This window comes from Barnesiella sp. An22 (genome assembly GCF_963931395.1).
GTDB lineage: Bacteria > Bacteroidota > Bacteroidia > Bacteroidales > Barnesiellaceae > Barnesiella > Barnesiella merdigallinarum.
In genome coordinates this window covers 2,009,722-2,034,161 of record NZ_OZ007014.1, presented here as the reverse complement: position 1 = coordinate 2,034,161, position 24,440 = coordinate 2,009,722, and the positions used below count along the sequence as shown (strand labels likewise).

The 24,440-nt window shown below is 54.3% G+C and carries 21 protein-coding genes and 1 pseudogene; 10 read left to right on the top strand and 12 right to left on the bottom strand.

Annotated elements, in window-relative coordinates:
• Positions 1 to 2 precede the first annotated feature (2 nt).
• The 4 genes and pseudogenes from bioC to ABGT88_RS08345 form a co-directional block, all read right to left on the bottom strand.
• The gene (gene bioC, locus ABGT88_RS08360) at positions 3 to 1,388 is read right to left on the bottom strand and encodes a malonyl-ACP O-methyltransferase BioC (protein ID WP_346701513.1); all 1,386 of its coding nucleotides are present in this window, start codon (positions 1,386 to 1,388) and stop codon (positions 3 to 5) included.
• Entirely contained in the window at positions 1,385 to 2,548 is a 1,164-nt protein-coding gene (locus tag ABGT88_RS08355; RefSeq protein WP_346702849.1) for an 8-amino-7-oxononanoate synthase, read from the bottom strand. The genes bioC and ABGT88_RS08355 overlap by 4 nt, the downstream gene beginning before the upstream one ends.
• A pseudogene (gene bioA, locus ABGT88_RS08350) lies at positions 2,548 to 3,810 on the bottom strand (adenosylmethionine--8-amino-7-oxononanoate transaminase); the annotation flags it as partial. The gene ABGT88_RS08355 and the pseudogene bioA, both read right to left, overlap by 1 nt.
• Positions 3,806 to 4,234, bottom strand: coding sequence for a hypothetical protein (locus ABGT88_RS08345; protein ID WP_143240878.1), 429 nt, complete (start codon positions 4,232 to 4,234; stop codon positions 3,806 to 3,808). The gene ABGT88_RS08345 and the pseudogene bioA, both read right to left, overlap by 5 nt.
• A gap of 171 nt (positions 4,235 to 4,405) precedes the next feature.
• Between ABGT88_RS08345 and ABGT88_RS08340 the strand changes: the two genes are divergently transcribed.
• The 3 genes from ABGT88_RS08340 to ABGT88_RS08330 are packed head-to-tail and all read left to right on the top strand — an operon-like array spanning position 4,406 to position 7,124.
• Positions 4,406 to 5,338 carry a hypothetical protein gene (locus tag ABGT88_RS08340; RefSeq protein WP_346701511.1) on the top strand — a complete coding sequence of 311 codons (933 nt, stop codon included), beginning with the start codon at positions 4,406 to 4,408 and terminating at the stop codon, positions 5,336 to 5,338.
• A 4-nt stretch (positions 5,339 to 5,342) separates the two neighbouring features.
• Positions 5,343 to 6,356: a UDP-N-acetylmuramate dehydrogenase gene (gene murB / locus ABGT88_RS08335; RefSeq protein WP_346702847.1), complete on the top strand. Its 1,014-nt coding sequence runs from the start codon at positions 5,343 to 5,345 to the stop codon at positions 6,354 to 6,356.
• 9 nt (positions 6,357 to 6,365) lie between these two features.
• A complete protein-coding gene (locus tag ABGT88_RS08330) occupies positions 6,366 to 7,124 on the top strand; it encodes an MBL fold metallo-hydrolase (RefSeq protein WP_087407754.1) in 759 nt (252 codons plus the stop codon).
• 93 nt (positions 7,125 to 7,217) lie between these two features.
• Here the strand turns inward: ABGT88_RS08330 and ABGT88_RS08325 are convergent, their stop codons facing one another.
• The gene (locus ABGT88_RS08325) at positions 7,218 to 9,176 is read right to left on the bottom strand and encodes an OPT family oligopeptide transporter (protein ID WP_346701509.1); all 1,959 of its coding nucleotides are present in this window, start codon (positions 9,174 to 9,176) and stop codon (positions 7,218 to 7,220) included.
• Between the two features lie 213 nt (positions 9,177 to 9,389).
• Between ABGT88_RS08325 and ABGT88_RS08320 the strand changes: the two genes are divergently transcribed.
• Entirely contained in the window at positions 9,390 to 10,055 is a 666-nt protein-coding gene (locus tag ABGT88_RS08320) for a DUF2461 domain-containing protein (RefSeq protein WP_258327543.1), read from the top strand.
• Positions 10,056 to 10,068: 13 nt separating this feature from the next.
• Here ABGT88_RS08320 and ABGT88_RS08315 read toward each other — a convergent pair whose 3' ends face one another.
• Entirely contained in the window at positions 10,069 to 12,549 is a 2,481-nt protein-coding gene (locus tag ABGT88_RS08315; protein WP_346701507.1) for an endonuclease MutS2, read from the bottom strand.
• Positions 12,550 to 12,675: 126 nt separating this feature from the next.
• On the opposite strand from ABGT88_RS08315, the gene ABGT88_RS08310 reads away from it, so the two are divergent.
• The 3 genes from ABGT88_RS08310 to ABGT88_RS08300 all read left to right on the top strand — a co-directional run bounded on the left by ABGT88_RS08310 (position 12,676) and on the right by ABGT88_RS08300 (position 16,359).
• The gene (locus ABGT88_RS08310; protein WP_087407420.1) at positions 12,676 to 13,044 is read left to right on the top strand and encodes a hypothetical protein; all 369 of its coding nucleotides are present in this window, start codon (positions 12,676 to 12,678) and stop codon (positions 13,042 to 13,044) included.
• A 110-nt stretch (positions 13,045 to 13,154) separates the two neighbouring features.
• Positions 13,155 to 14,861 carry a glutamine--tRNA ligase/YqeY domain fusion protein gene (locus ABGT88_RS08305; protein WP_346701504.1) on the top strand — a complete coding sequence of 569 codons (1,707 nt, stop codon included), beginning with the start codon at positions 13,155 to 13,157 and terminating at the stop codon, positions 14,859 to 14,861.
• 79 nt (positions 14,862 to 14,940) lie between these two features.
• Positions 14,941 to 16,359 carry a tetratricopeptide repeat protein gene (locus ABGT88_RS08300; protein ID WP_346701502.1) on the top strand — a complete coding sequence of 473 codons (1,419 nt, stop codon included), beginning with the start codon at positions 14,941 to 14,943 and terminating at the stop codon, positions 16,357 to 16,359.
• On the opposite strand, the gene ABGT88_RS08295 is transcribed toward ABGT88_RS08300, so the two are convergent.
• Genes ABGT88_RS08295 through ABGT88_RS08285 form a run of 3 tightly spaced genes read right to left on the bottom strand, consistent with a single transcriptional unit; the run spans position 16,354 to position 18,479 of the window.
• Positions 16,354 to 16,992 (bottom strand): MBL fold metallo-hydrolase, encoded by a 639-nt coding sequence (locus ABGT88_RS08295; RefSeq protein WP_346701500.1) that lies wholly within the window; start codon positions 16,990 to 16,992, stop codon positions 16,354 to 16,356. The two genes, ABGT88_RS08300 and ABGT88_RS08295, sit on opposite strands and share 6 nt — an antisense overlap.
• Positions 16,993 to 16,997: 5 nt before the next feature.
• On the bottom strand, positions 16,998 to 17,627 hold the full coding sequence (gene rsmG / locus ABGT88_RS08290; RefSeq protein WP_300130611.1) for a 16S rRNA (guanine(527)-N(7))-methyltransferase RsmG: 630 nt from the start codon (positions 17,625 to 17,627) through the stop codon (positions 16,998 to 17,000).
• Between the two features lie 6 nt (positions 17,628 to 17,633).
• Positions 17,634 to 18,479 (bottom strand): DUF3298 domain-containing protein, encoded by an 846-nt coding sequence (locus ABGT88_RS08285; RefSeq protein WP_346701497.1) that lies wholly within the window; start codon positions 18,477 to 18,479, stop codon positions 17,634 to 17,636.
• Between the two features lie 222 nt (positions 18,480 to 18,701).
• Between ABGT88_RS08285 and ABGT88_RS08280 the strand changes: the two genes are divergently transcribed.
• Positions 18,702 to 19,541, top strand: coding sequence for a S1-like domain-containing RNA-binding protein (locus tag ABGT88_RS08280; protein WP_346701495.1), 840 nt, complete (start codon positions 18,702 to 18,704; stop codon positions 19,539 to 19,541).
• Between the two features lie 129 nt (positions 19,542 to 19,670).
• Positions 19,671 to 20,732 carry a hypothetical protein gene (locus tag ABGT88_RS08275; protein WP_346701493.1) on the top strand — a complete coding sequence of 354 codons (1,062 nt, stop codon included), beginning with the start codon at positions 19,671 to 19,673 and terminating at the stop codon, positions 20,730 to 20,732.
• A 93-nt stretch (positions 20,733 to 20,825) separates the two neighbouring features.
• On the opposite strand, the gene ABGT88_RS08270 is transcribed toward ABGT88_RS08275, so the two are convergent.
• Positions 20,826 to 21,653: an ABC transporter ATP-binding protein gene (locus ABGT88_RS08270; protein ID WP_298664202.1), complete on the bottom strand. Its 828-nt coding sequence runs from the start codon at positions 21,651 to 21,653 to the stop codon at positions 20,826 to 20,828.
• Positions 21,653 to 22,393, bottom strand: coding sequence for an ABC transporter permease (locus ABGT88_RS08265; RefSeq protein WP_162611666.1), 741 nt, complete (start codon positions 22,391 to 22,393; stop codon positions 21,653 to 21,655). Before ABGT88_RS08265 ends, ABGT88_RS08270 begins: the two co-directional genes overlap by 1 nt.
• A gap of 325 nt (positions 22,394 to 22,718) precedes the next feature.
• Here ABGT88_RS08265 and lptB point away from each other — a divergent pair, with 325 nt between their 5' ends.
• A complete protein-coding gene (gene lptB, locus ABGT88_RS08260; RefSeq protein ID WP_087407755.1) occupies positions 22,719 to 23,456 on the top strand; it encodes an LPS export ABC transporter ATP-binding protein in 738 nt (245 codons plus the stop codon).
• Here lptB and ABGT88_RS08255 read toward each other — a convergent pair.
• Positions 23,428 to 24,318 carry a type II CAAX endopeptidase family protein gene (locus tag ABGT88_RS08255; RefSeq protein WP_346701491.1) on the bottom strand — a complete coding sequence of 297 codons (891 nt, stop codon included), beginning with the start codon at positions 24,316 to 24,318 and terminating at the stop codon, positions 23,428 to 23,430. The genes lptB and ABGT88_RS08255 overlap by 29 nt on opposite strands.
• Positions 24,319 to 24,440: the final 122 nt, after the last annotated feature.

The following is a 24,440-nucleotide window of genomic DNA, read 5'->3' as shown; positions in this document are numbered from 1 at the left end:
AGTTATCTCTTTTTGTGTGCAATGATATAGACGGGACAATAGGTGAGCGTGCACGAGTGAGCTTCGCCGAATGTCTCGCGGTAGCGTTTGATAAAGTTGAATCCTTTGTGTCGGTTGCCCGGAGTCCCCGTTACACCGGTATTGCGCAGGTGGCGCAGCAGGTCGACCGGAGTATCGAAACGCAGCGTGTAGCTCTCGCGTTCGAAGGTGTCGAGTTGGAAGTAGCGACCGAAGAGCCGTTGCAGGTCGTCGTATTCCCAATAGGGCATCTCGACGGAGGCCAGGGTGCGAATCTCGGGCAAGTTGCCGGCGACAAACGAGCTGAAAGCAATCGTTCCCGAGTCGGAGAGACAGGCCGAAATGCGTTTCAGGAAGCTCTCCAAATCGGTAAACCATTGGATGGTCGAGGCCGATACTATCAGGTCGTATGGTCCTGCGAAGTCGATTCGCTCGGCATCGCCGGCTACGAAATCGAGCTGTTCGAAGGGGAGCCCTTCGACATGGCGTTTCATCTCGGGCGAGAGGTCGTTCAAGGTGAACCGGGCCTGCGGGAAACGCTCGACCAGCAGACGGGTCAGTTTGCCGGTACCGCACCCGATTTCCAGAATGCGACGGCATTCGTCGGCCGGGCGGTCGGGTATCATCTCGTTCAAGCGGCGGGCTATCCGGTCTTGGATAAGTCCCTCTTGCTCGTAGGTAGAGGCGGCGCTTTCGAACCGGCTCCGGATAACCGCCTTGTCGAATCGGTGTTCGAGCACGATAGGGCGGAATGGCAGGTAGTGAGCCGCTTCGACAGTTGTGACCGGGGTGTTTTCCTTCCAGGACTTCAACTGGTTCTCGGGCGGGAATATACGGTCTTTGGTCCCGACGATGGCCCGGTCCCAGTGGAATCGGGGGGCCGGATGCCGGGCTATACCGCTACTGATAGCCATCAGTTCGCTGCGCAGACTATCGATGCTGCGGTCGGGGAGCACCTCGAGGAAGCGGCTCAGGGAGTCGCGGTCGTTGCACATGCGGCGGTAAAACTTGTTCAGGCTTGCGGCATCGAGGTGGTCGAGGGTAGCCTGGAATATCTCGGGCGATATGCCCCGCTCCGGGTCGATGCCGCAGGGGGTGCCGTTGATGGCCGTCGCATGCCGGATGGGCAGGTCCGTATCGGGCAAGACCACCGAGGCGGCCCATACCCCGAACGACCAGGCATAGAGCTCGATATTTTTGTATCCGGCAAGCAGGCTCGTGTCGAAGTCGAGCGTCGTATAGTCGTAGCAGATGCAGCAGTCGCACCCGATGTGCTCGAGTTCGGCAAAAGGGCGGGTATCCATGCCCCAGCCGGCAAAGAAGAGAATCAGGTCTTCGCTGCCTTGGCGTGAAATGAAATGCTGTATCATAGGCTCGATTGTATCTGTTGTATGGTCGAGACAAGCCGCTCGATGTCGGCTTCGCTACACTCGGCAGTGAGTGAAATGCGCAGGCGCGACGTGCCCGCGGGAACCGTGGGCGGACGCACCGGCAGCAGGTAAAACCCTTCGCGTTGCAGCCGCAGGGCCACGTCGACGGCCCGTTCCGATTCGCCCAGTACATAGGGTATGATGTGGCTGCTGCTGAAGATGCCGCCGTTCAACGGGTTGAGTACTTCGCGCACGCGGCGGCCTATCCGGGCCAAGTGCTCCCGACGTTCCGTCATGTCGCATATCTTGTTGACAATAAAGAGGGTCCACTCGAGGTTGATTGGGGGGAGTGCCGTGGTGAAAATAAGAGTACGCATGGTGTTGACCAGGTACTGCTTCATCTCTTCGGAGCAGATGACAAAGGCTCCTACCGAGGCGGCGGCCTTGCCGAATGTACCTACCAGAAAGTCGATGTCGCCGATAACCCCGTGCTCTTCGGCACAACCCAGTCCGTGCGGGCCGCGCACCCCGAAGGCATGCGCCTCGTCGAGGTAGAGATAGAGGTTGGGGTAGCGGTGTTTCAACGCCACGAGCCGAGGCAGGTCACTCTCGTCGCCATCCATGCTGAAGATACTTTCAGTAACGACAAACAGGCGGTCGTACTCCCCGGCATTCTCGGCCACCAGCCGCTCCAGCTGTTCGTAGTTGTTGTGACGGTAGCGTATGCAGCGGGCCTTGGAGAGACCGATGCCGTCGACGATACTCGCATGGACCAGCTTGTCGGCCAGGATGAGCGACCGGCTGTCGGTCACGGCCGGCAGGATGCCGCTGTTGGCGTGGTAGCCGCTGTTGAAGACGAGGGCGCTCTCGGCCCCGTAGAGTTGGGCCAGCCGCTCCTCGAGCCGGGTGTATACGGGATAGTTGCCCGTGAGCAGGCGCGACGAGGTGGAGGAGAAGCGGCATTCCAGCGGGTCGAGTGTTTGCAGAAATTCGCTCTTCAGCGCCACGTTGTCGGCCAATCCCAGATAGTCGTTCGACGAGAGGTTCAGCATTTCCTGCCCGTCGCGCACCAGATAGAGCCCTTGCGGCTCCATCTCGGGCAGTTTGCGCAAGTTCCCTTTCCGGGCCAGCGCATCGAGTTGAGAAGCGTAGCTATCCATCATGATTCCAGATTTTTAACCACATCGACCAGAGCCGAGGTGAGGAAGGTGAGCTGTTCGCTCGTGATGATAAACGGAGGCATGATGTAGACCAGCTTGCCGAAAGGTCGTACCCACACCCGATGCTCGACAAACTGCCGTTGAATGGAGGCCATGTCGACCGGCTTCTTCGTCTCGATGACACCGATGGCTCCCAATACGCGCACATCGGCCACCTGGGGCAGGGTGGCGGCAGGGGCCAGTTCGCGTATCAACTGGGCCTCGATGGCAGCCACTTTCTCCTGCCAGCCCGACGAGAGCAGCAGCGAGACCGAAGCCCGGGCAATGGCACAAGCCAGCGGGTTGCCCATGAAGGTAGGACCGTGCATGAATACGCCCGGTGTGCCGCGCGATATGGTGTCGGCCACCTCGTGTGTGGTGAGGGTAGCCGCCATGGTCAGGTAGCCGCCGGTGAGTGCCTTGCCTATACACATGATGTCGGGGGTAACGCCGGCATGTTCCCAGGCAAAGAGTTTGCCGGTGCGGCCGAATCCGGTGGCAATCTCGTCGAAGATAAGCAGCAGGCCATAGCGGTCGCACAAGGCACGGGCCTCGCGCAGGTATTGGGGGTGATAGAACCACATGCCGCCGGCCCCTTGCACGATGGGTTCGAGGATAAGGGCGGCCAGTTCGTCGTGATGGGCTTCGATAGCCTCTTTGAGGGGTTCGATGCAGGCGGGGTCCCACTCACCGTCGTATCGGTAGGAGGGGGAGGGCACGAAATAGCGCACCGGCAGTGCGCTGCCGAAGATGGAGTGCATGCCCGTCACCGGGTCGCATACCGACATGGCATTCCACGTGTCGCCGTGGTATCCTGACCGTATGGTGATGAAATTGCACTTTTTCGATTCGCCGCGCGAGTACCAGTATTGTACCGCCATTTTCAGAGCCACTTCGACCGATACCGACCCCGAGTCGCAGTAGAAGATGTGTTGCATGGTCGAGGGTACGATCTGCAGGAGCAGTTTGCCCAACTCGATGGCCGGGCGGTGGGTAAGCCCGCCGAACATCACGTGCGACATGGCCTTGAGTTGCTCTTCAGCCGCCTGGTTCAATACCGGGTTGTTGTATCCGTGGACGGCAGCCCACCACGACGACATACCGTCGATGAGCCGCTCGCCGGTTTCGAGTTCGATATAAACCCCCTCGGCCCGTTTTACCGGATAACAAGGCAGCGGATTGATGGTCGAGGTATAGGGGTGCCACAAATGTTCGGCATCAAAATTGTCCATAAGCATACGATTTTAAGGGGTGACAAAAATAGAAAATCCGGCATAAGGCGGTCGTCGGACCGTTATGTCGGAATCGAGTATATACCATAGAAGCAGATACAGACCGGGCAGGGGCATCGACCGCAAGGGGCGACACCGAACGAAGAGCCAGGGCCTCCATGGCCTGGGGTTGCAGTTCGGACAACTCGGGCGAGGAGTCGTCGGGCAGACCCTCATCGTGTTCGGTCCATACGGTATCTTTCCGGTTGCAAGCATCGAGTGAGACTAGTCCCTTCTTGAGCGACTGGTCGGCTATCTCCTTGCGCACACTCCCGATGTTGATGCAGCGGCCTATGCTGCAAAAGGTCGAATAGCTGTGGCGGTTCCATCGGCGGAATCGCACACGGCGAATCAAAATGGGAGTGACGGTTTTCATACGTGGGCAAAAGTACAAAAAATAATCTTCGTTTATTGGTTGTGAAGAGAGAATTTCATAAATCTTTCTTCTTTACATTGGCAGTTTCTTCGTATCTTTGCTCATGCACAGCTATGAAATCTGATGTATCTCGCCTTGCGATGGAGCAAGGCGGAATAAGAGAAATGAAATATGAGGATAAATCTGATTTATATAACGATATTAAGCCTGCTGTCGATGACTTCGTGCTTTACGGGGGTCGAGAGTACCGGTAAAATCACCTTGCCCGAAGAGAATCGGGCCGAGAAACAGAGCCCCGAAGATGCCTTTATCGAATCGTATTTCGTACCGCAGGGGTGCGACTCGTGGCGCGTGGGGAAGGCGTTTTACTATACCGACGAAAAACTTTCGTTTGTCTTTCAGGCCGAGCGACCTACCTTCCCCGACAGCGTATCGCTGAAAGGTAAAATCTTCACTTACACGGGGAGTGTCGAAGAGAGCCCTTTCGGTGGGGAGCAGAAGGTGGTGCTCCTGTTTGAGTGCGAAGGGTACAAATTCCGCTACGATACCGACAAGACTCGGGCCGAAATCGCACGAATGAAATACACGCCGCTGATACCGCCCTTTATCGACCTCGACGACCTGAACATGGCCCGCTCGTTGTTGAAAGGGCGCACCCTCTATATCAAGACCCCCATGTGGTACGACCGCAACGGCGATGCGATAGACGGCCGCAAGCTGATACCGGTCGAGGTGCTCGACATCCGCCCGGGCAACAACGTGCTGCCGGTCGAGGTGTGGTTCAAGGACGACAAAGGCAACGAGGCCGGGGTATTCATGTCGCTGTTGACTTCGGCACGCTCGCAATACATTACGTTCGACCGGCTCTTCTCCTTCGAGAATCCCCGGTTGCAATACAAGGAGATACAGGACGAGGCTTGGGAGCAAATCACCTTGAGCCGGGTAAAGGCCGGCATGACCAAGGCCGAGTGCAAGCTGTCGCTGGGCAACCCCGACGAGGTGAAGAAGATACCCACTTACAGCGGATTGAGAGAACAATGGATATATAACTCGGGGGCCTATCTCTTTTTTGTCGATGGCTTGCTGACCGAATATAGATTATAGTATGATACGAATCGAAGAAAACTATTTTATACAGGCCTTGCATACCTTCCGTATGCCGGTGTATGCCCGTTGGTTTGTCGAATACGACCGGGTAGACGACCTGGTCTCGTTGCTGCACTCCGATTTGTTGCAGCATCACCCCTTCCTGCCGATGGGCGGGGGGAGCAATCTGCTGTTTGTTCACGAACACTACAATGGGGTACTGTTGCACTCGGCCATCCGCACGGTCGAACTGCTGAGCGAGACCGACTCGGAGGTCTTCATCAAGGTGGGTGCAGGTGTCGTGTGGGACGACTTCGTGGCCCATTGTGTAGCCCAAGGGTGGGGTGGAGCCGAGAATCTGTCGTATATCCCGGGCGAGGTAGGGGCCAGTGCCGTGCAGAACATCGGGGCCTATGGCGTGGAGGTAAAGGATATTATCGCCGAGGTCGAGACCATCGAAATCGCTACCGGGCAGCCTCGGGTATTCCAGAATACCGAGTGCGAGTATGGCTACCGCAGCAGTATCTTCAAACACGCCTTGAAGGGGAAATATATCGTTACGGCGGTGACCTATCGGTTGCAGAAGCATCCGCAACTGCATCTCGATTACGGCAATCTGCGCAGTTCGCTATCCGGCGACCACATCACCATCGCCGATGTACGCCGGGCGGTAATCGACATCCGTCGCTCCAAGTTACCCGAGCCCGACGAATACGGCAGTGCCGGCAGTTTCTTTATGAACCCGGTCATCCCGGTCGAGCAGTACGAACAGCTGAAAGTACGGTTCCCCGATATGCCGCACTATGCCGTAGACGAGGCGCATGTGAAGGTGCCTGCCGGCTGGCTCATTGACCGTTGCGGCTGGAAGGGCAAGGAGGAGGGCGGCGCTGCCGTGTATGAAAAGCAGTGCCTGGTGCTCATCAACAAACACAATGCCCGCCCGGACGACGTGGTGAGACTGGCCGAGAAAATAAGACGGTCGGTACAGGAGACCTATGGCATTACCATCAATCCCGAAGTGAATTATATTGGATAAATAGATATGATGCAGATCACATTTTTGGGGACAGGCACTTCGACCGGAATACCGCAAATCGGTTGTACCTGTCCGGTTTGTACGTCGAAAGACCCACACGATAACCGGCTGAGAACTTCGGCCGTCGTTACGGTAGGCGGTAAAAACATACTCATCGACTGCGGTCCCGACTTCAGGCAGCAGATGCTCCGTGCACATCTGGGGCGAATCGATGCGGTACTCATTACACACATTCACTACGACCACACGGGCGGTATCGACGATCTGCGCCCCTTCGGCGGTTCGCACACGTTGCCCATCTATCTGGAGCACCCGGTGGCCGAGGGCATTCGCACGCGGTTACCGTACTGCTTTGGCGACCACCTTTATCCCGGGGTGCCCAACATCATGTTGCAGGAGATAGGCGTCGAGCCCTTCTCGATCAAGGGAATCGAGATTACTCCCATACGGGTGATGCATTACAAGTTGCCTATTCTGGGCTACCGCATAGACGACCTGGTCTACATTACCGATGCCCTCACGATTCCCGAGACGGAATACGAAAAGATGAAGCAGGTAGATGTACTGGTCATCAACGCGCTGCGCAAACAGCCGCACCTCTCGCACCAGACCTTGGCCGAGGCGTTGCGGGTAATCGAGCGGGTACAGCCGCGCGAAGCCTATCTGGTGCACATGAGTCACCACATGGGGCTCACGGCCGATGTCGAAAAGGAGTTGCCGCCTCATGTTCACTTTGCCTACGACGGGCTGGTGGTCGAGAGCAGGTAAGTTATGTCGATAGTATAATAAGTAATAAAACGAGAGCGGGGTTGAAACTTGTACATTTCAACCCCGCTCTTCGTTTATGGGTTCGAACCTGTTTTAGTTCGTCTTTTTAGCTCTCATACTCATCGCCGTGAGGAAGGCAATCAGCAACAGATACATCACCAATCCGGCAATCTGCATCGTGCTTTCGCTCAACGTGTGTTGATATTTGAAGCTGGTCAGGCTCAATCCGGTGCTGACTACACCCATCAGGGCACCACCGGCAATGAATCCCGAGGCAAGCAAGGTACCGCGGTCTACACGAGCCTTGTTGAGAGCAGCATCTTTCGAGCGGCTACCCACATACCAGCTGATAAGACCGCCGACTACCAGCGGGGTATTCAACTCGATGGGGATGAACATACCCAGGGCAAAAGCCAAGGCAGGAACGCCCAGCCAGGTAAGTATCACGGCCAGAATGGCACCGATACCGTAGAGCAGCCAGGGAGCTCCTTGTCCCATCATCAGGGGCTCGATAACGGCGGCCATGGCATTGGCCTGAGGAGCTACGAGCGCATTTTCGCCCGAGAAACCGTAAGCCTTGTTCAGCAGCAGGATTACACCGCCTACGGTAGCGGCCGAAACCAGGGTGCCGAGGAATTTCCAAGACTCCTGCTTGCGGGGCGTAGAACCTATCCAGTAACCGATTTTCAAGTCGGTCACGAAGCCACCGGCCATCGAGAGAGCCGTACAAACCACACCGCCAATCACGAGGGCGGCTACCATTCCGCTGGTACCTTTCAGGCCTACGGCCACGAGAATAACCGAGGCCAGAATCAGGGTCATCAGCGTCATGCCCGAAACCGGGTTGGTACCTACGATAGCGATGGCATTGGCGGCTACCGTGGTGAAGAGGAAGGCGATGCCGGCTACCACGACAAAGGCAACGACGGCTTGCAGCAGGTTGTTGATGACACCCAGGTAGAAGAAGAGGAAGGTCACAATCAGCGCTATGACGATGGCCCCGACGATGAATTTCATCGAGAGGTCGCGCTGGGTGCGCGGTGCCTTGTTGTCGTCGCTATCCTTCTTGCTCGAAAACTCTTTCGTGGCCAGTCCCAGCGCACCTTTGATGATGCCCCACGAGCGGATAATGCCGATGACACCGGCCATGGCGATACCGCCGATACCGATGTAGCGGCCGTAGTTGGTGAAAATCTCTTCGGGAGCAGCGGCAGCCAGTTCACTGCCGGGCACACTGCCCAGCAGCGGGATAATGATGAACCACACGAAGAGAGAGCCCGAGCAGATAATGAGACTGTATTTCAAACCCACGATGTAGCCGAGGCCCAACACGGCGGCGCCGGTATTGACCTTGAACACCATCTTCACGTTGTTGGCCAACTCGGTGCCCCAGGGTATTACACGGGTCGTGAGCACATCGCTCCACCAGCCGAAGGTCGAGAGGCAGAAGTCGTAGATACCGCCCACGAGACCGGCCAGAATCAGGGGTTTGGCCTGACTGCCGCCCTTCTCGCCCGACACGAGTACCTGAGCCGTAGCCGTAGCTTCGGGGAAGGGGTATTTGCCGTGCATGTCGGATACAAAATATTTACGGAAAGGTATCAGGAACAGGATACCCAGGATACCACCCAGCAGCGAGCTGAGGAATACCTCCATGAAGTTGACGGTCAGTTCGGGATACTTGGCCTGCAGGATATAGAGGGCAGGCAGGGTGAAGATAGCACCGGCCACGATGACGCCCGAGCAGGCTCCGATCGATTGGATAATCACATTTTCGCCCAGGGCATTCTTGCGCTTGGCGGCTCCCGACAGACCTACGGCAATGATGGCGATAGGTATGGCGGCCTCGAACACTTGTCCTACCCGCAATCCCAGGTAAGCAGCGGCGGCCGAGAAGATAATCGCCATGACGATACCCCAGGTCACCGACCAGGCATTCGCCTCGGGATAGACTTTGTCGGGCGAGAGAATAGGACGGTATTCTTCACCCGGTTTCAACTCCCGAAACGCGTTTTCGGGCAAGTCGACAGGTTGTTTTTCGTTTGTTTCCATCTTATTTTTATTCTGTTTTTGTGTATTGCTTTTTACAAAATCGTGGCAAGTTAGTAAAAAATGGAAACATAGCGGGTATTCTTGCGCTTGTTTTTTGCCACGGGGGAGCATAAAATGCGTTTTTACGTGACAGAACGAACAAAAAAATCTATATTTGCTTCACAAATAAGAAGTGTAATTACTCGATATAGAACCGATATAATGCTAAAGAATATGAAAGATATATTGACTTATTTGACTCGACTGAGAGAAAACAATAATCGGGAGTGGTTCCAAGCCCACAAAGAGGAGTATGACCGGTTGCGCCCGATCTTTATCGACAAGGTGCAGCAACTGATCGACCGCATCGCACAGTTCGACGACGAGATTGCGGGGCTGGAGGCGAAATCGTGCATGTACCGCATCTATCGCGATATTCGTTTCTCGCCCGACAAGACACCTTATAAAACCTATATGTCGGCCTACATGGCCAAGGGCGGCCGCAAGAGCCTGCGGGCCGGTTACTATTTCCATCTCGAGCCGGGCAACTGTATGATTAGCGGCGGGGTATGGTGCCCCGAGCCGAAACTGCTGAAGGCTTTGCGACAGGCGATTTACGACAACTACGACGAGTTTCAGGAACTCATCGGCCGCCCGCAGTTCAAGACGCTTTATCCCGATTGGGAGGGTGAGACCCTCAAGGTAGTACCCCGGCCGTTCCCCCGCGATTGCGAGCAGGCCGAGTGGCTCAAACGGAAAGATTATGTGATGGTCCATTTCGCCCCCGACAACTTTTTCGATGCCCCCGACTGGGTGGAACAGACGGCTCACGCTTTCGAGATAATGAAACCGGTAAACGATTTCTTCAACTATACGGTCGACGAGGTATATAACCTGTAACCGTCCGAGGTATTTAGTTCAGCTCGACTACCGTAATGCCGGCGCCGCCCAACTGCACGTGCTCGTCCTGAAAGTGGGCTACGCCCGGCACGGTCTTGAGGTATTGCCGGATGACCTGCCGCAGCACACCAGTGCCCGTACCGTGCAGAATGCGCACGCGGGTACAGCCCACTTGTATGGCATCGTCGATGAAGTAGGTGACTGCCTGCAACGCCTCGTCGGCCCGCATGCCCCGCACATCAATCTCTTGTTTGAAGTTGAGCTGCTTCTCCCTCATATCTTCGGTAGTCTGTACCCCCAGGAAGGTAGCCTTGGCATTCTCCTTTTTGATCTGGCTTTTGCTTACCCGCTCCAGCCGGTCGGCCTTGACGGTCGACTTGAGCATGCCGAAAGCCACGGTTACGTTGTTGCCATTCACTTCGAGCACTTCGCCCACCGAGGTTTGGCCCTTCAGCCGCACGGCATCGCCTGCGGCGAGGGGTGAGGCGGTTGCGGCCTGCGGTTGGGGCTCTTCACTCTTCTTGCGCTGTTGCTTGCGTTTCTTCCGCTCGGCTATCTGTTTGAGCTTGCGGCTCACCAGGTCGTCGGCTGCGGGTTCGGACTCTTCGCTCAGCTCGGCTTTGAACTGCTCGAACTTTTGGCGGGCGGCACGGGTCTTCTCCTTCTCGGCCTGCGCCTCCTTGATTTCGCGTATCGTGTTCTCGATGCGGGCATTGGCCTCGGCCAGAATCTGGGCGGCATCGCCTTTGGCCTGTTTCAGCAACTCCTTGCGTTGCTTTTCCAGAGCGGTGAGGTCGGCCTCGTAGCGGGCGGTGAGCTCCTCGAGCTTCTTCTCGCGCTGGCGTATGTTCTGGCGTTTGCTCTCCCAGTAGCGTTTGTCGCGCACGATGTCTTGCAGATACTTGTCCATATCGATGTAGGCCGAACCCACCTTCTCGGAGGCCGAGGCGATGACATCTTCGGGCAAACCTATCTTGCGGGCTATCTCGATGGCAAACGAGCTGCCGGGGTTACCGATGGATAGCTTGAAGAGCGGCTGCATGAGGTGACGGTCGTAGAGCATGGCGCCGTTGACGATGCCGTCGGTATCTTCGGCAAAATGTTTCAGGTTCTGGTAGTGGGTCGTGATGACTCCGTAGGCCCGCTTCTGGTTGAAACGGTCGAGCAGGGCTTCGGCAATGGCCCCACCGATTTGAGGCTCGGTGCCGCCACCGAACTCATCGATGAGCAGGAGACTGTTCTCGTTGGCATTCCGCACGAAAAATTTCATGTGCGTGAGGTGCGAACTGTATGTACTCAGGTCGTCCTCGATAGACTGCTCGTCGCCGATGTCGATGAATATGTCCTTGAAGATGCCGGTGCGGGAGTTGTCGTACATGGGCACCAGCAGACCGCACTGCAACATGTATTGCAGCAGTCCGGCCGTTTTGAGGCAGACCGATTTACCGCCGGCGTTGGGACCCGAGATGAGCAGGATGCGGTTTTTCTCGTCGAGAGTCAGGTCGAGGGGAACAACAGTCTTGCCCTGTCGCTTGAGCGAGAGGTAGAGCAGGGGATGCACGGCGTGGTACCACTCGATTTGCCGTTTGTTCTCAAAGCGAGGCAATGTCCCGCCGGTCTCCAGTGCCAGGAGGGCCTTGGCCCGGATGAAATCTATCTCGGCCAGAAATTCATAGGAGTAGATGATTTCGTCGATATAGGGACGCAGGGTGTCGGTAAAGGCGGTGAGTATGCGCACGATTTCGCGTCGCTCCTCGTTCTCGAGTTCACGCACCCGGTTGTTAGCTTCGACTACCTCGGCCGGTTCGATGAATATGGTCTTGCCGCTGGCCGACTCATCGTGCACGATACCCTTGATTTTCCGTTTGTACGAAGGGGCCACCGGTATCACCAGCCGGCCGTCGCGCATGGTGGGGCTCACCTCTTTGTCGACGAACCCCTCGCTCTGTGCCGCCCGCAGGATGGAGTTCAGGTTGCGCGATATGCTCGAGAGGGTCGAGGCGATGCTGCTGCGAATCTGGGCCAGGGCGGGCGAAGCGTTATCCTTGATATGGCCGAATTTGTCGAGAATCGCATCGATCTGTTTGACCAGCTGGGGGAATGCCTCTACCTCTTGGGCCAGTTCGTGCAGGTAGGGATAGCGAATCTCCTCCTCTTCGCCGGGACGAAGAAAGCGCACGATGGCCTGAATCGTGTCGAGCGAACGCCGCAGGTCGAACAGTTCGCTCTCTTCCAGAAAGGTCCCTTCGATGCGAACCCGTTTCAGCGAAGCTCGTACGTCGAAAAAGAAATCGGCCGGGAAATCGTCGGCCTGCTCGATAATGTGTACAAACTCCCATGTGCAGTTCAGCTGCTTGCGTATGGCGTCGTAGTCGGTAGAGAATTGCATTCTATCGGTATAGTCCGTTCCCAGGCTGCTGAGACACTTCTCTTTAATGAGCGACCGTATCTGGTCGAAACCTATCTTCTGCTCGAAATTCTGCGGATATATCACACTTTATAATTTAGAAAAACGTATGCAAAAGTAATAAAAAGCGTGGGGATAATCGATATTTGTCTCTGAACAAAACACAGCGGTTAGGTGTAATAAAGCGCGTATAACCGTTAATTGAAAAAAGAGATGGATTCAATAAGCTCGATTTACAAAGATATTCGGCGGATGTTCCAGTCGGCAGTTCCGCCTTATGTAGCTACAATCAACGACGACTACCACTACGAAGTGTGGGCTATCAAACAACAGGCTGGTCAATCGCAAAGCTCGGAGGAGTTGCTGGGATATGTAGCCAAACACGACGACAGTGTGACCGTAGGCTTCAACAACAAGTTGGGCGAGGAGGCTCGAAAACGTCTCTTTTCGGCCCTGTTGCTGACCAAGATGAATGGTCACGGCCGAATCTCCATTCATCGCATGACTCACCAGTTACATGCCGATTTGCAAGAGGCCATTGCCAACCTGATGCGCTATTACAGCGAGATGAACTGGATATAATCGGGGGCTGTACTTTTGCAAACTATTACCGACTATCTGCTATTTTTTGCTTAATAAAACTGTTTTTGGATATTTATTGTTATATTTGCGCCCTATAAATAAGCGCATTTATGACACAGATTGAAACCAATAACGAAGGAGAAGACAAGAAAAGTCTCAATTTCATAGAACAGATTGTAGAGGCCGACTTGAAGGCGGGTAAGAATGGAGGTCGTTTGAGCACCCGTTTTCCGCCCGAACCGAACGGCTACCTGCATATAGGTCATGCCAAAGCCATTTGCATCGACTTCGGTATTGCCGAGAAGTTCGGCGGTACCTGCAACTTGCGTTTCGACGATACCAACCCTGTCAAGGAGGATGTCGAATATGTCGACTCGATCAAGGAAGACATTCACTGGCTGGGTTTCGACTGGGGCGACCGGTTGTACTATGCGTCGGACTACTTCCCCAAACTGTGGGATTTGGCCATCCGCATGATTAAGGAGGGCAAAGCCTATGTCGACGAACAGTCGTCGGAGGAGATTGCCCGCCAGAAGGGTACCCCCACGCAACCGGGTATCGAGAGCCCTTACCGCAACCGCAGCGTCGAAGAGAACCTCGACCTGTTTGAGCGCATGAACAAAGGCGAATTCGAGGAGGGCCGTTTCGTATTGCGTGCCAAAATCGACATGGCTTCGCCCAACATGCACTTCAGAGACCCCATCATGTACCGCATCATCAAGCACCCGCACCACCGCACGGGCACGAAGTGGAACGTATATCCCATGTACGACTTTGCCCACGGACAGTCCGACTACTTCGAGGGTGTGACGCACTCGATCTGTACGCTGGAGTTTGAGGTGCACCGCCCCTTGTACGAGTATTTCGTGAAGGAGCTGGCCGACGACAGCTACTGCCCGCGACAAATCGAGTTCAACCGGTTGAACCTCACCTACACGGTGATGAGCAAGCGCAAATTGCTGCAACTGGTCAAGGAGGGGCTGGTAGCCGGTTGGGACGACCCGCGTATGCCGACTCTCTGTGGTTTGCGCCGTCGCGGATATACGCCCGAGTCTATCAAGAACTTTATCCAGAAAATCGGTTACACCAAGTACGACGGTATCATCAGCGTATCGCTGCTCGAACACAGCATTCGCGAAGACCTGAACAAGACCGCTACCCGCGTATCGGCCGTGCTCAATCCGGTGAAACTGATTATTACCAACTATCCCGAAGGACAGGTCGAATACCTCGACATCGAGAATAACCCCGAGGATCCCGAAGCCGGAACACACAAGATTCCTTTCACGCGCGAGTTGTACATCGAGCGCGACGACTTCATGGAGAATCCGCCGAAGAAATTCTTCCGCCTGGCTCCCGACCAGGAGGTGCGCCTGAAAGCCGCCTACATTATCAAATGTACCGGTGTGAAGAAAGATGCCGACGGAAACATCGAGGAGATCTATTGCGAATACGACCCCGATACCCGCAGCGGTATGCCGGGCAGCATGCGCAAGGTGAAAGGTACGTTGCACTGGGTATCGGCCCAATACAGTACCACGGCCGAAGTACGGCTTTACGACCGACTCTTCAACGTGGAGAACCCCTCGGAAGAGAAGGATGTCGACTTCAGAGAGCTGTTGAACCCCGATTCGTTGAAGGTAATCGACAACTGCCGCATCGAGCCTTATCTGGCCGAAAATGCCAAACCGGGCGACCGCTTCCAGTTCCAACGCACGGGATACTTCTGTGTCGACCCCGATTCGACCGAAGGTCATCTGGTCTTCAACCGCACCGTGTCGTTGAAAGATAGCTGGGAAAAACTGAAATCGAAATAAGATACCATTCCATTTCCATACTGTCGGATTCCTTGCCAGGCAAGGAGTCCGGCAGTTTTTATCTGAAAGCCAAGCAAGAATGTCTTCCAAAAAATCCAATGAACTCATAGAACGGTACGAACAGATGGTGTCGGGGGCGGGCAGTTGCTATTTCGATTCCGACGAAATCGACGAGATTGCCGACCATTACGAGTCCAAAGGGCAGATGCCCAAGGCTCTGCATGCCATCGAGTTCGGGTTGAAGCTGCACCCCGACGATGTGGACCTGCGCCTCAAACAGGCCCGCTATCTGCTCTATCTCGACCGGACTACCGAAGCCAGAAAGATTATGTCGGAGTTGGCCGATTACAGTCCCGATGCCACCCTCATACGGGCCGAGCTCCTCTTCCTTGACGGGCAGGTGAAACAGGCTCACCGGTTGATGCTCACGTTGCTCGACAGTGATGAGTTGCAGGAGGATATTTGTTTCGAAGCCATCGACATCTATGCCGACTATAATTGTTTCGACGGGTTGGTCGAGTTCGTACACAAGGCCGAGAAGGTGTTGCCCGACAGTCGTGAGCTGTTGCGCGAGATGGCTGCCCTTTGCGAAGACCGGTCGGAGTACGACCGGGCCATCGTGATTTACAACAAGCTGATTGACAAAGATCCCTATTCGGTGGCCGACTGGTTTTCTTTGGCCAAGGTCGAGGCTCTGCTCAAGCACTACGACAAGGCTATCGAGGCTTGCGATTTTGCCCTGGCCGTGAAGGAGGACGACGAGGCGGTGCTTTCGTTCAAAGGGTATTGTTACTACGACTCGGGCCAATACGACAAGGCCATCGAGCAGTTCAAGGAGTATGCCGAGGTGACCAAAGACAAGTCGGTAGCCTATGAACTGATAGGGGAGTGTTACATCAAGCGGGAGGATTACAACAACGCCTTGACCTATTTTCACAAGGCTCTCGAAGCCGATCCCGCAAACTCGAATATCTGTTACCAGTTGGCCACGTGTTATTACGACCTGGGGAAGATTCGGGAAGCCATCATCTATCTGCAGGACACAATTAGTCTCGACGAACGGGACGACGAGGCCCATTCGTTTCTGGGCGAAATATTTTTGCAGGTGGGCGATTACGAAAAGGCTTATCGCCATTTGTCCCGTTCGCTGGCGCTGAATGCCAACGATCGGGAGACCTTGCGGCTGAAGGGGGTGGCCTGTCTGCATCTGGAGAATTACAAAGAGGCCATCGAGGCTTTCGAAGAGGTGCTTCAGGGCGACATGTACGACTTGCAGACCCGTTTCAATCTGGTGTTGGCCTATGCCCGCAACCACAACGAGGCCGCTGCCGAGCATCAGGTCGAACTGATTGACAAGATGGCTCACACCTTCGACTTCAGCGAATTGCCGGCCGAGGAACAGCAGCAATGGAAGAATGTTCAGACGGCTATCCAGTCGCTCAAGGAATTTTTGCTGGGGAGCATCAAACCCGATGAAAACAAAGAATCCCTTTCATAGGAAGGGATTCTCGTTGCGTTCGATGCCTATTTCGGTCTCGGGTCCGTGCCCGGGATAGACTACTGTTTCGGGGGGCAATGTCAATAGATTTTTATGAATCGACTCGATGAGCTGGCGGTGATTTCCGCCGGGGAAATCGGTGCGTCCGATATTCAACTGAAAGAGGGCGTCGCCCGAAAGAACGAATCCTGATTCGGGCGCATAGAAGGCCAGACTGCCCGGCGAATGTCCCGGCACGGCAATGGCTCGAATCTCTTCCGTCCCGAGCGTGAAGATGTCGCCGTGGTCGATGTAGTGGCCGATGGGCTCGATTTCTCCTTTGAACGGGATACCGAATGCCTGGCACTGCTGGGGCATGTGCTGCAACAGAAACTCGTCGGCTTGCGAGGCACTGAGGGCGACTCCGTACCGCTGGGCCACAAAGGCGTTGCCGAAGCAGTGGTCGAAATGCAGGTGGGTAGCCAGCAGATATTTTACCGTCAACCGGTTGTCGGCGATAAATCGGGCCAGAGTCTCCTCTTCCTTGGGATAGTAGCACCCGGCATCGACAATGGCACACTCCCGGCTCTCGTCGTCCCACAGCACGTAGCTGTTCACGGGGAGCATGTTGAAGTAGAAACGGTTTATCTTCATGGTTTCTATTTTTTTACAATCTGTACATAGATGACCTTCTTCGTCTCGAAATACTCCTCTTTGAAGTAGTCGCTCAGGTTGAAGAGAATCGACGTCTTCTTCACCGGGGCGAGTTCGCTCTGCAAGTCACCACCCTTGAGGCAGAGCAATCCGTTGGGCAACGCGTTCTGCTGCTCGCGCCGGATGTTCTTTCGAATCAGTTTCAGCAGGTCGGGCAGGGTCATGACGGCCCGGCTCACCACGAAATCATACTCGGTCTTGAGCTCCTCTACACTGCCGTGCTGGAAGGTGACGTTTTGCAACCCGATGGCTTCGGCTACACTCTGGGCCACCTTGATTTTCTTGCCCACCCGGTCGATCAGGTGGAAACGACACTGGGGAAAGAGAATGGCCAGAGGAATACCCGGGAATCCGCCGCCGGTACCCACGTCGAGTATCGTGGTGCCGTCGGTAAAGTCGATGGCCTTGGCGATACCCAGCGAGTGGAGTATGTGGTGCAGATAGAGGTTGTCTATATCTTTGCGCGAGATTACGTTAATCTTCGCATTCCAGTCGGTATACAAGGGGCCCAGTGCCTCGAATTGGCTCTCCTGGGTCGGGGTCAGATTGGGGAAATAGGTTTTGATATATTGCATGAGATTTTATTTAATCAGTCGTCTAACAGGGCTCTCGGGGAGCATGTACATCTCGATTTCCTTGAACGGGACCGCTATCTGCACCTGACCGGTAGCATAGCAGGCAATCTCGTAGGGGTTGAATACCCAGCAGATGCTGTCGTCGGTGAGGTAGAAGTTCTCGTTGGCCGCAATGTTTTCGGTATCGAAAAATCCCAACTCCAGCAGGGAATCGGGCGAAGCCAGGTTCAGACTCTTAAGCAACTGGTCCAGCAATACGTGATTTACCTGGTCGGTCAATTCGGGCAGGAAAATATCTTCGAGAACGATGCGATGCCAGTTCGAGAGGTCTATTGTGTAGAACAGGTCGGAGTACATGCCGTGGGCTCCACCCGTGTACTCCGAGGTGGAGAGGCTGTAGCAGAAAAAGTCGTTGCGGTTATAGACCGTAGAGAGGTTGTAATCGAACTCCCACTCGCACGAGTAGGAGGGACCGTTCTCTTTCATCTCTTTTTCAAACTCGGGTTCGAGCTCCTTGTAGGCGGCTATGTGCGACGCCACGGCTTTCTGAGCCGAACTTTCGAAGAGGGAGTCGCTGGCATAATCGTCGCCGAATACCAGAGGGGCCAGCATCTTTTGCAACCGAATGCCGTCGCCCTCCTGCCGATATTTCGTAGGAACGTCGATAGTTACCGAAACTTTACAGGCCGGCATGGCCGTATCGCCAGCGAGATGATAGCTCTCTTTGATGACGACCTCTTTCACGGCGACCGTATCGGCCGTTGCGTCGTCGGTCGAGTTGTTGCTCTTGAAATTGCAGGAATATAAACAGCCTACCAAGGCGATTATACTCAGTAACGATACCTTTTTCATAGCTACAAGTTTTTTACAAAAATACGCCTTTTACCGGGCTCGGCAAGGGAAAAGTGCAAAAAAAGCAAATTGATGTGGGTGATGGGGTCGCCGATATGAAAGCAAACTGTACCCAGAACAGGCACGATGTTTTTCTGCAAACAGCTGCGAGCAGAGTCGAAAGAATTGTGTACCTTTGCCCACGAATCCCATAATGAAACGGGTATTGCAAATAGAATCGGTATGTTACAAATCGGAAAATTCAATACACTCAAGGTCGTTAAGACGGTCGATTTTGGGCTCTATCTCGACGGTGGCGAGAAAGGCGAAATCTTGTTACCCCGCAAATTCCTCCCCGAGAAGCCGTATGCCGAGGGCGACGAGCTGTCGGTCTTTGTCTATTACGATTCGGAGGACCGACTGATTGCAACTACCCGTAAGCCGTACGTGCAGGTGGGGCAGTTTGCCCGCTTGCAGGTAAAGTCGGTCACGAAGGTGGGAGCCTTTCTCGATTGGGGCGTAGAGGCCAAAGACCTGTTGGTGCCGTTTCGCGAACAGCATGGCGAAATGCAGCCCGACCGATATTATATCGTGTATGTCTATCTCGACTTTGCTACCGGCCGTATTGTCGCATCGGCCAAGCTCGACAAGTTTCTCGATAATGTCCCGCCCGAGTATACCCCCAACCAGCCAGTCGAGATTCTGGTGGTGCAAGAGACCCAACTCGGCTACAAGGTCATCATCAACAACCTGCATTGGGGTGTAATCTATCACAACGAGATTTTCCGTCCCGTTGCCATCGGCGAACATCTGCAAGCCTATATCAAGCAGGTGCGCGACGACGAGCGAATAGACGTGTCGCTGCAACCGATCGGTTATGAGCAGCACATTGACCCGTTGAGCGAAACCATTTTGAAACGGTTGGACGAAGCCGGTGGCCGTCTGCCCCTCTCCGACAAATCGCCGGCCGAGGAGATAGCCCGCTACTTCCAGTGCAGCAAGAAGAGTTTCAAGAAGGCGATAGGGGCTCTCTACAAGGCCCGCCGCATCGTTATCGACGAGCGGGAGATACGCAAGGCCTGATTCGTATCGGTTCCATTATCTTTCGACAAGTTAAAAGAACTTTTTTCTACAACTGTTGTTTAAGAGTTGTAAAGTTTCCCTTGAGGAAATCAAACAACTTTTAATAGGTACTAAACAACAAAAACAGTTATGAAAAGAGTTTTCGTTATGTTGGTCGTCGTGCTGGGAAGCGCGGGACTGCTATTCGCTCAAAAAAGCAACCAAAAGGAGGTAAAACAACTGCAGAGTTTCTTGCAGCAGACCTCGGCCAAAGGCGATGCCAATTATGTGCGCTTGGAAATCACCAATATCAACAATCCGGCCTCTTGGAAGGGGGTGACCTGGAGCGGAGGTCGGGTAATCTCGATTGAGTGGTCGGACAAGAATCTGGCCGGTGAGCTAGACCTGGCCGGCTTTACCGCCCTGCAAAAGGTCGATTGCTCGCGCAACCAGCTTACCGGTATCGAGGTGTCGGGCTGTACGGCACTCAATACCTTGAACGTAAGCCGCAACAAACTCTCGACGTTGAATATCGACAACTGTCCGGCCCTGATCAAGCTCGATTGCTATAAGAATCGGCTTACCGACCTGTCGCTCGCGGAGCTGCCGGGATTGAAAAATCTGAACTGCTCGAACAACCTGTTTGTCGAACTCAATGTGAACGGAGCCCAGCAACTGCAAAGTCTGAACGTACAGGGGTGCCACCTCGAATCGCTGATGGTCGACAGTTGCGAGAACTTGAAAAACCTCTATTGCGGATACAACAAACTGACCAGCCTCAACCTCTTCGGTACGGTGAGCCTCTCGAACTTGAATATCGACGACAACGAAATTGCCAATATGGTTATCTCGAAACTGCCTTCGCTCACTTCGTTTGTTTGCAGCGACAACAACATGAAGACACTGGGTCTGCTCGACTGTACCGCCTTGTCCGACCTAGTCTGCTCGTACAACGACCTCACGACGTTGAGTCTCGACGGGAGCAACAACCTCTATTTTGTCGATTGCTCGTACAACGACCTGACCAATCTCGACTTGAGCAACCGCACCATGCTGCAACGGCTCATCTGCAACAACAACCAGCTGAATACGCTCGACGTTTCGTTTTGTCCCAATCTGGTCTATATCAACTGCCGGTACAACCAGATTATCGACCTGCGCACCATGGGCGACAGCAACCTGCGCATGATTGCCTGCCAGTGGAACTACTAACCAACCATATCCCCTTATCTTGACCGAAAGAGCGATTGCTTGCCCGCATGCCGGGCCGTGCAATCGCTCTTGTCGTATAGGGGTGTGGGGCTTTTACTGGTGTTTGCTTTCGTGGACCGGCGATTGGGCCGATTGCTCTTCGGCAGCCTCTTGCTTGCGATACTCCTCGATCATATACCCCTTGACCTCCTTGAAGAGTCGGGTGGCAAATACGAAGTCGTTCAGGGCTTCGTTCGACGAGGTGAATATCTTGTTTTTGTTGCCGACCCACTCCCGATGGCCCTTGTTGATGAAAACGATATTTTCACCGATACCGATAACCGAGTTCATGTCGTGGGTGTTGATGATGGTCGTCATGTTGTATTCGTGGGTGATGTCACTCAACAGTTCGTCGATAAGAATCGAGGTCTTGGGGTCGAGGCCCGAGTTGGGCTCGTCGCAAAACAGGTATTTGGGGTTCAGGGCAATGGCTCGTGCAATGGCCACCCGTTTCTGCATACCGCCGCTTATCTCCGAGGGGTAGAGGTCATTCACCCCTTTCAGGTTTACACGCTCGAGACAGAACTCGGCCCTCTTCTTGCAGGTGGCATAGTTGTCGCGGGTGAACATGCGCAAGGGGAACATCACATTTCCCAGCACCGTCTCCGAGTCGAACAGGGCCGACCCCTGAAACAGCATGCCTATCTCGGTACGCAGCACTTTGGTCTGGGCCGGTGTCATGGCCATCACGTCGCGGCCGTCGTAGAGAATCTTCCCCTGGTCGGGTCGCAACAGACCTACGAGACATTTCATCAATACGGTTTTTCCCGAGCCGCTCTGTCCGATAATCAGATTGGTTTTCCCGGAGTAGAATTTGGCGGAAACGTCGTGCAGAATCTCTTTCCCGTCGAATTGCTTGTATATGTTATTTACCGTTATCATCAGAACAAGATTTGAGTGAGCACTACATCGAGGAGCAACACGATTACACTGCTGACCACAACCGAATCGGTACTGGCCTGACCCACCTGCAAGGCGCCACCTTTGACCCGATAGCCGTAATACGAGGCTACGCTACTGATGACAAAAGCAAAGAAGAGGGCTTTGAATATGGCTTGCCAAATGTAGTATTCGACAAAGAAACTTTGCAGGCCGTAGATATATTTCGAGACCGAAATGATGTCGGTAAACTGGGCTATGAGGTAGCCGCCCACGATACCGCTGGCCATACTGAAGACAACCAGCACCGGGATGAACGAAACCATGGCGGCAATCTTGGGCAGGATGAGCAGGTTGGCCGAGTTGACACCCATGATTTCGAGGGCATCGATCTGCTCGGTTACCCGCATGGTACCTATCTCCGAAGCAATGTTCGAACCCACCTTGCCGGCCAGAATCAAGCAGAGTATCGACGAGGAGAACTCCAGCAGAATCACGTCGCGGGTAGCCAATCCCACGGCGTATGCCGGTATGAGGGGCGACACCACATTCTTCTGCATCTGAATGGCGATAACCGCACCGATGAAGACCGAGATGGTGATGACGATGGGAATGGAGTCGATGCCCAGTTTGTAGATTTCGGCAATGTATCGTTTGAAAAACTCCCGCCAGCGGTCGGGTCGGGTGAAGACCCGCCTCATCAGCAGGACGTAATCCCCGAATTTTCGTAGTGAATCGTCTATAATCATATCCGTCGTTTTGGAATATCAAGGAACAAAAGTAGTGAAAAAGATTGATGTACAGCAATGCTTTGCCCCTTGAAATGAACTTGACATTATTTTATTTTGTAAAAGTGGCGCATGAATATCTCTATTTCCGTATCTTTGCACGAGATAGAGCAGGACCGTATGCGGTCGATCGAAGGCATACACCTCTCTTGTTGAGTAAAACGCTAATAGATAAAATATGTTCTCCAAACTATTCAAACATCGGGCCGAAGCTGCCGATGCCGCACCCAAGACGACGGCCGAAGTACAACAGCCGGCCTCGGAACCCACGGGCAACAACATGGTGCTGCGTACCGAGGACTTGGTGAAGAAGTATCGCCAGCGTACGGTGGTCAACCATGTGTCTATCGATGTGACGCAAGGCGAAATCGTAGGTCTGCTGGGCCCGAACGGTGCCGGTAAAACGACCACTTTCTACATGACCACGGGTTTGATTACACCCAACCAGGGACATATTTATCTCAACGATCTCGACATCACCGACTATCCCGTCTACAAGCGGGCACAAATCGGCATCGGCTATCTGGCCCAGGAGGCTTCGGTATTCCGCAAGCTGTCGGTCGAGGACAACATCCGCTGTGTGCTCGAGATGACCCCCACGACCAAGGAGTACCAGCGCGAGAAGCTGGAGAGCCTCATTGCCGAATTTCGTCTGCAAAAGGTGCGCAAAAACCTGGGCGACCAACTGTCGGGTGGCGAGCGGCGGCGTACCGAGATAGCCCGCTGTCTGGCCATCAGCCCCAAGTTCATCATGCTCGACGAACCCTTTGCCGGTGTCGACCCCATTGCCGTAGAAGATATTCAGTCGATTGTCTACAAACTGAAAGAGAAGAATATCGGTATCCTCATTACCGACCACAACGCGCCCGAAACCTTGAGTATCACCGACCGTGCCTACCTGTTGTTCGAGGGGAAAATCCTCTTCCAGGGTACCTCGGAGGAGTTGGCCGAAAATCCTATCGTGCGCGAGAAATACTTAGGCCGTAACTTTATCTTCCATCGGAAGAAATTCCTCTAACTTCGCGATTGGCCGCAAATACTTTCTTGTAAAAGAGATAGAGCAGGAGGGCGGTGGCAACGAGACTTACCCAGGCCAGCCACCCCGTGGACGATTGTGCCGTGCCCAGTGCTTCCAGCGTATTGTCCGATGCGTTGCCGGTGACGTAGGCGATGCAGACCACCATGCTGTTGTTAAGAAAATGTCCGAAGATGGGCAGCCACAGGTTGCGGCTCCACACGAGCAGATAACCGAAAAATGCACCCAGCAGCAACCGGGGGAAGAATCCGTAGAATTGCAGGTGTATGGCACTGAACAAGAAAGCGCAGGTCCAGATGGCCCAGTGAGCCCGGCGGCTTTTGCCCTGTACCACTTGCTGGAGTACCCCTCTGAAAACCATCTCTTCGCCCATGCCGGTGAGTAATCCTATACCCAATACCACGGCCAGGAAATGGGCAAACGATTTGATTTGCAGCATCTGTTCGGTCACTGCGGCGGCCGCCTCTTCCTGTTGTCGCATCCACGCCTCGATGCCGCTGAAAGCAGCGGGCAGGCTGATGGACTCGTTCCACTCCACCAGCCGGTTGAACATGGGGGTGGCCACGAAGTAGAGCGCCACGATGCACAGCAACTCGACCAGTCGGGGCGCCTTGTTCAAGTGCAGACCCTGACTGGCATCGCCCCAAAAGAGCATGGCGGCCACCAAGGCCGGCAAGATGAACATGCCAATGTTTTGCAGATACATGCCAATCAACAGGGCATATTCACCCCGCACGAAAAGCATGGGTATGGCGATGACAAACACGCCGCACAAAATCAAAACCAGCAACACGATGAGCTTTACGCCCACCGACGAATGGCGAATGTATTCGGTAATCTTCATAGTGCTCATTTTTTTCGTGGGTAAAGATAGTACAAAAATAAAAGGCGGCCCAGAGAAAAACGTCGTTTTAGTTGGTGCATAAGATTATTTTTGTGCTTCTTTGTATAAGCCTTTAATCTAAA

Excerpts from the sequence above, each read along its gene's own strand:
- ABGT88_RS08300 (WP_346701502.1), top strand. The coding sequence starts at position 14,941 with ATGTCTTCCAAAAAATCCAATGAACTCATAGAACGGTACGAACAGATG.
- ABGT88_RS08255 (WP_346701491.1), bottom strand. The coding sequence starts at position 24,318 with ATGAAGATTACCGAATACATTCGCCATTCGTCGGTGGGCGTAAAGCTC.
- ABGT88_RS08270 (WP_298664202.1), bottom strand. The coding sequence starts at position 21,653 with ATGATAACGGTAAATAACATATACAAGCAATTCGACGGGAAAGAGATT.
- rsmG (WP_300130611.1), bottom strand. The coding sequence starts at position 17,627 with ATGCAATATATCAAAACCTATTTCCCCAATCTGACCCCGACCCAGGAG.
- ABGT88_RS08280 (WP_346701495.1), top strand. The coding sequence starts at position 18,702 with ATGTTACAAATCGGAAAATTCAATACACTCAAGGTCGTTAAGACGGTC.
- ABGT88_RS08285 (WP_346701497.1), bottom strand. The coding sequence starts at position 18,479 with ATGAAAAAGGTATCGTTACTGAGTATAATCGCCTTGGTAGGCTGTTTA.
- ABGT88_RS08320 (WP_258327543.1), top strand. The coding sequence starts at position 9,390 with ATGAAAGATATATTGACTTATTTGACTCGACTGAGAGAAAACAATAAT.
- ABGT88_RS08355 (WP_346702849.1), bottom strand. The coding sequence starts at position 2,548 with ATGGATAGCTACGCTTCTCAACTCGATGCGCTGGCCCGGAAAGGGAAC.
- ABGT88_RS08340 (WP_346701511.1), top strand. The coding sequence starts at position 4,406 with ATGAGGATAAATCTGATTTATATAACGATATTAAGCCTGCTGTCGATG.
- ABGT88_RS08330 (WP_087407754.1), top strand. The coding sequence starts at position 6,366 with ATGCAGATCACATTTTTGGGGACAGGCACTTCGACCGGAATACCGCAA.
- ABGT88_RS08325 (WP_346701509.1), bottom strand. The coding sequence starts at position 9,176 with ATGGAAACAAACGAAAAACAACCTGTCGACTTGCCCGAAAACGCGTTT.
- ABGT88_RS08310 (WP_087407420.1), top strand. The coding sequence starts at position 12,676 with ATGGATTCAATAAGCTCGATTTACAAAGATATTCGGCGGATGTTCCAG.
- ABGT88_RS08345 (WP_143240878.1), bottom strand. The coding sequence starts at position 4,234 with ATGAAAACCGTCACTCCCATTTTGATTCGCCGTGTGCGATTCCGCCGA.
- ABGT88_RS08305 (WP_346701504.1), top strand. The coding sequence starts at position 13,155 with ATGACACAGATTGAAACCAATAACGAAGGAGAAGACAAGAAAAGTCTC.
- ABGT88_RS08295 (WP_346701500.1), bottom strand. The coding sequence starts at position 16,992 with ATGAAGATAAACCGTTTCTACTTCAACATGCTCCCCGTGAACAGCTAC.
- ABGT88_RS08275 (WP_346701493.1), top strand. The coding sequence starts at position 19,671 with ATGAAAAGAGTTTTCGTTATGTTGGTCGTCGTGCTGGGAAGCGCGGGA.
- bioC (WP_346701513.1), bottom strand. The coding sequence starts at position 1,388 with ATGATACAGCATTTCATTTCACGCCAAGGCAGCGAAGACCTGATTCTC.
- lptB (WP_087407755.1), top strand. The coding sequence starts at position 22,719 with ATGGTGCTGCGTACCGAGGACTTGGTGAAGAAGTATCGCCAGCGTACG.